Genomic DNA, 4,404 nt, shown 5'->3' with positions numbered 1-4,404 from the left:
CTGCCAAAGCTTCCACACGGCGCCGTGATAGTGATGGACAATGCGCCTTTCCATAAACGGAATGATACGGCACAAGCGATAGCAGACAGCAGATGTCAACGGGAATGGCTTCCCGCTTATAGTCCGGATTTGAACCCAATAGAACACAAATGGGGAGGAGCAAAAGCGATCAGGAGGCAAAAAAGATGTTCAGTTGATGAGCTATTTACGGAGCATATTGAATATGTCAAATTATGATGATTCTGCTATACTTTCCATCCCTGATCCATCGTGAAATTGTTTTACGGTTCACACCGACATGTTTTGCATACTTACTAATGGTCATAGTAGACATGGGACATACTCCATTTTAAATGGGACATTGGTGGGACATTTTTACGTGGATGTCCCCAATTTCGGGGACACAAATGGGACACAAAATACACACCAAAAATCACATAATTAGTTGATTAAAAAACAGTTATATAAAATATTTTCAATGGGACATGGGACACAAATTCAAAAGTTCAAAACTAGTGAAATAACGCGACGCGCAATGCCCATGATTTATAAGGGTTTTTAGAAGGACCCGAAAGTTACGCGGCGTTACTATCACCACCTGAATGCCTGTCTTTGCCGTTCCCGTTCTTCCTCAACCTTGCGCTTTTCCTCTTCCTCTTGCCGTTGACGCTCTGCAATGCTTTCCGGTGAGTGAGGATTGTTACGGCGCATAAAGTCACCCGTCCGTTGGATTAATGCCTGTATCTCGTCCTCTGTCATGGGTTCGATATATTTTTCCAGCTTCTCACTTGCTGCCCGTAATGATGCCTGATACCCGTTCGCATCATTGGTCCTCAAGCTGTAATTGAATGCTTCCTGATTCTTGTCTTCATCATCTAACAGTTCCCAACCTGAACAAACTGCCTCCATCTTGCGTGTGGTGTATCGGCTAAGGTAACGGTAACTTTCCCTGAGCTTTACGATTGCAGACTGATACGGCGTGTGATTGTCGATAAGACGCAACGCATAAACAGGATTGTTCTTTGCCTCCTGGCTGCTGGCTATCCAGTGGGCGTTACTGTGCGTGTCAGTGGTGTTATCTTCCTGTGGTTCTGAAACACCCGATGAGTACCAAGAAGCATAACGCCCGGTATAACCACGGGCACGATTGGTATCAGGGCGTAAATGGCTAAAGGCGTATAAATCAGGCTTCATACTGCCCCCGTTAGCGATTATTGTAATTCGGCTGCGTGATACCCGTTTTGGCGTAGGTTGCTTTGAGCTTCTCGCCAGCTTTTGTTACTACGTCCTGATACTCTTTATCTGCTTTTTTGCGTGCTGTAATGTTATCCGGTGTGTTCGGGTCGCTTTCGTTCATGGCTTGACGGGTTTTCTCTATCATCGCCTGAATTTCGGCTTCCGTCATCGGCTCTTTCATCTTTTTCAGGGCATTGACAGCATGATGTTTTGCTTGGTTGTAGCCGTTAGCATCACCGTTATTAACCGCAAATGTCATGGCTTTGAAGGCTTTTTCTTCATCATCCAGAAACTCCCATGACGGATCGTGCTCTTCCATATACTTACTGGTGAACTTTGACAGGGCTTCCGGTTCATCCTGTAACTTCGCTCTAATCTTTTTTGAGGACAGATCAGTTTCACGTAATAGCTTAACCGCCAGTACTGGGCTGTTTTGGGCTTCTTCCGATACAGCGACATTGTGCCCCCTGCTGTGCTTTTTGATAGGTGCGGGCTGGTTGTCTTGCTCAGTGATGAGATCCGTAGCAAGTTCCTGTGCCGGCTCGGTCGTGTAGTGTCCAGAATCATCATCAGCCCGCGCTGACAGGTGACTAAAGTTGTATTGTGGGTCTTTGTTCTGTTTGTGAGCTGCTTTACGTTTGAAGCGGCCTAATCCCAATAAATTCGACATAGTGTAATTTGCCATTTGTTATCTTCCTGTCTGTGATAAAGCCTTGTCTACTAATTTGCGAGCCACTTCGTGAAGCGTGGGTTTAATGCCGAGTTCTGAGCGGCTGTATTCGTCCTGCTGTATCTTTCGTAGCGCGTCCATCTGCTGACGAGTCAGTAAAATAGCTTTGTTATCGATTTTCATACCCATACCTCAATAGCTGATAATTTATACAGCTATATTATTGCAATATATGCAACAATCAAACTAATGATGCAAATAATGAAATAATATAAATTACACAAATTACGGACACGCAAGGAACGGCAGAGCTACTTAACCTGCTGTTTGGTAAGGTTTAATGAAAGGGGATCAAGGAGTGGGTGATCAATATGGGGCTTATTCTTCACGGGGTAAAGCCCCCTGTTATGATGCTGGAAACATGAGAACAGGATACTGACAAATCTTTGCGTTTTGATGCGGAAATCTAGCCTTCCCCCTTACGGCGCAAGGGGGGAAGAAAAAGTATCCTACGATTTTGATATCTTATTTAGCCTACTGCGTAGATCTGCGGGAGCAATATAATGAGTTGCTCGCCCTATTTTTGTGGGAAGAAATATCTTCATTGTTTCAAGTTCTTTCAGTAATTTCCTTGCTGTATTTTCGCTAACATCATATAAATTTTGAACCGATTTCACTTTAAACAATCTTCCGGGTTCTTTAACCCCTTTTTTGATTAAGTCTTTCTGAATGAAACTTAGCTTGCTTTTATATTTTGAATTTTCCAACACATTGACAATCTCATAGAATTCTTTTGTTTTTACTTTTAAATATTCTTGTAATTCATCAAATGCGTTTAAAATAATGTTTACATGAAAGTCGATAAAATAAGTTAAATCCCCATAATCTTTCTGAACATAAAGATATGACATACCATAATCTTTAGCGTGTTCTTTGATAACCTTACTTATTGAAATATATTCAAAAATATCATATCCATTCTTTAACATATACCAATAAAATATCGCCCTTGCGGTTCTGCCATTCCCGTCCCTAAATGCATGTTCATACCCCAACATAAAATGAAGAATAATCGCTTTGATGACGGGTGGTATAAATTTACTGCCTTCCTCTCCATTATGATTTTCGTTAGCAAAAGCACATACTTCTTCTAATCTGTTTTCTAACTCTTCATGGTTTGGCGGGTAAAATAATGGATTGTCATCATTTCCAATATAGATATCATTACTGCATCTAAATTCCCCCGGTATATTTTCGTTTTCAGATACACCATGAGTCGCTATTCTGTGAAACTCAAGCATCAGATCCCTCGTCAAGGGTTCTTGTTTTCTGTTATCCGCCAGCCTTAATAACCTATAATTATTCAGAATCATCCTCTCATCAGGCGTGCTGGGCGCTAACTCCTCCTCCAGCATCTTTTTTGCGTCAGCCCGGGTAGTTGCTGCACCTTCCAGTTGAGCGCTGGTGATAGCTTCTTCCATCAGTAAAGAGGAAACTAAATAATTCTGTTGAATATGACCAGATGCTTGAGATCCTGCGATTGCAGCAACCTTACCTGCACCAAGTTGTACAATTTTATGCAACTTTGGTTCCAGCGAATCATGTATGCAAAAATGAAACTCATTCCTGTTTTTATCAAACAAGCCCGTACTTTTTTTTGCCTGATCCCTACGGAACTTTACCGCATACCAGATGTTTTCAGCCTCTTTGCTGGGAACTCGCCATTTAAGCTGACTCCAATGGAGGTATCTTCCTTGCTTATCAACAATACTGTATTCATTGAGGTACTCCCCGAATTTAACAAAATCCAAATTTTTAAAATCAAGCTTAGGTGATTGTTCTACAGGGTGTTTAGCCATATTACCTCAGATTTAAAAATTTGATGTATAGATGATTATGGCGTAAACCTTTAAGGGGATCAATATGAATAAATTAGTTCTATGAACTCTGGTTCTGTGGCAAAAATAAGTAAGATCAACCACTCAGATAAAGGTTGAATTTCTCACCTTCTAACTTATTGATATTTTCATTCATCCTCACTTTGAGAAAAAGTAGCAACCATAGTGATCCCCCGCAACAGTTGGTTAACTCCCTAATTCTTGTGAGACTGTCACTTTTGCCTTACGGTATAGCAGAATAACCATAATTTGACGTAGCCTACCTACTTCATAAGTAACGCAGTCTTGTCATTCATGCTAAAACACACCTCACTAAATCGCATATCACCTTTCAAATTATAAGCCTTGCTATAGTCGTAATCCGATTGAGATTAAGATTTGACCTCAGTAATGTTTCTGGTGAGTTAACAGCAGGATGAAATGACCTTTAACGAATAATAAAGTGAGGTGTTTATGTCTAAAGTTAATAAGAGTATAAAAATAGAAAATATGCTGATTATTGATATAGCTAAATCATATCAATATGACATAATATCTAAACCTAAGATGACAAGGCATAAAATGAGATGGGCTACAGCTTAGATTTTCGAAAAAGAGTAT

At 40.7% G+C, this 4,404-nt stretch carries 5 protein-coding genes; 1 reads left to right on the top strand and 4 read right to left on the bottom strand.

Annotated features, from left to right (window positions below; translation table 11 throughout):
* On the top strand, nucleotides 1-237 hold a 237-nt coding region (locus Xedl_RS19050), incomplete at its 5' end, for a transposase (protein WP_208605094.1).
* Between the two features lie 354 nt (nucleotides 238-591).
* On the opposite strand, the gene Xedl_RS19045 is transcribed toward Xedl_RS19050, so the two are convergent.
* The 4 genes from Xedl_RS19045 to Xedl_RS19035 form a co-directional block, all read right to left on the bottom strand.
* Nucleotides 592-1,194: a hypothetical protein gene (locus Xedl_RS19045; protein ID WP_074025289.1), complete on the bottom strand. Its 603-nt coding sequence runs from the start codon at nucleotides 1,192-1,194 to the stop codon at nucleotides 592-594.
* Between the two features lie 10 nt (nucleotides 1,195-1,204).
* A complete protein-coding gene (locus Xedl_RS19040; RefSeq protein WP_074025288.1) occupies nucleotides 1,205-1,921 on the bottom strand; it encodes a hypothetical protein in 717 nt (238 codons plus the stop codon).
* Between the two features lie 3 nt (nucleotides 1,922-1,924).
* Nucleotides 1,925-2,089, bottom strand: coding sequence for a hypothetical protein (locus Xedl_RS29895; protein WP_167366730.1), 165 nt, complete (start codon nucleotides 2,087-2,089; stop codon nucleotides 1,925-1,927).
* Between the two features lie 326 nt (nucleotides 2,090-2,415).
* The gene (locus Xedl_RS19035) at nucleotides 2,416-3,765 is read right to left on the bottom strand and encodes a Fic family protein (RefSeq protein ID WP_074025287.1); all 1,350 of its coding nucleotides are present in this window, start codon (nucleotides 3,763-3,765) and stop codon (nucleotides 2,416-2,418) included.
* Nucleotides 3,766-4,404 lie beyond the last annotated feature (639 nt).

It is taken from the genome of Xenorhabdus eapokensis, from assembly GCF_001908105.1.
Note: the sequence above shows the minus strand (reverse complement) of the source record. Positions and strands in the feature narration are given on the sequence as shown.